This is a genomic window from Streptomyces sp. NRRL S-87 (assembly GCF_000719335.1).
In the GTDB taxonomy this organism is placed as follows: Bacteria; Actinomycetota; Actinomycetes; order Streptomycetales; family Streptomycetaceae; genus Streptomyces.
In genome coordinates this window covers 1-483 of the sequence record NZ_JOGB01000182.1, presented here as the reverse complement: position 1 = coordinate 483, position 483 = coordinate 1, and the positions used below count along the sequence as shown (strand labels likewise).

At 68.5% G+C, this 483-nt stretch carries 1 protein-coding gene; it reads right to left on the bottom strand.

The window, feature by feature from the left end:
• Nucleotides 1-483, bottom strand: a 483-nt coding sequence (locus IF43_RS37520; RefSeq protein ID WP_037891684.1) for an acyltransferase domain-containing protein, incomplete at both ends; no start/stop codon positions are given.

Genomic DNA, 483 nt, shown 5'->3' with positions numbered 1-483 from the left:
GGGCGAGTGGAACGCGTGACTGACGCGAAGCCGCTTGGTCTTACGGCCCTCCGCCTCGAAGTGCGCGGCGACGGCCAGGACGTCGGCCTCGTCCCCCGAGATCACCGTCGAGGAGGGCCCGTTGAGTGCTGCGATCGAGACGCCGTCGGTCAGGAGCGGCAGGACCTCGTCCTCGGCTGCCTGGAGCGAGACCATCGCCCCGCCCGCCGGCAACGCCTGCATCAGACGACCACGAGCCGCCACCAGCCTGGCAGCGTCCTCCAGCGAGAGCACCCCGGCCACATGCGCAGCCGACAGCTCACCGATCGAGTGACCCAGCAGGTAATCGGGCTTGACGCCCCAGGCCGACACCAGGCGGAACAGCGCCACTTCGAGCGCGAACAGACCGGCCTGCGTGAACTGCGTCTGATCCAGCAGCTCACCACCATCGAACACCACATCCCGGATCGGCTGATCCAGATGCCGGTCCAGCTCCGCACACAC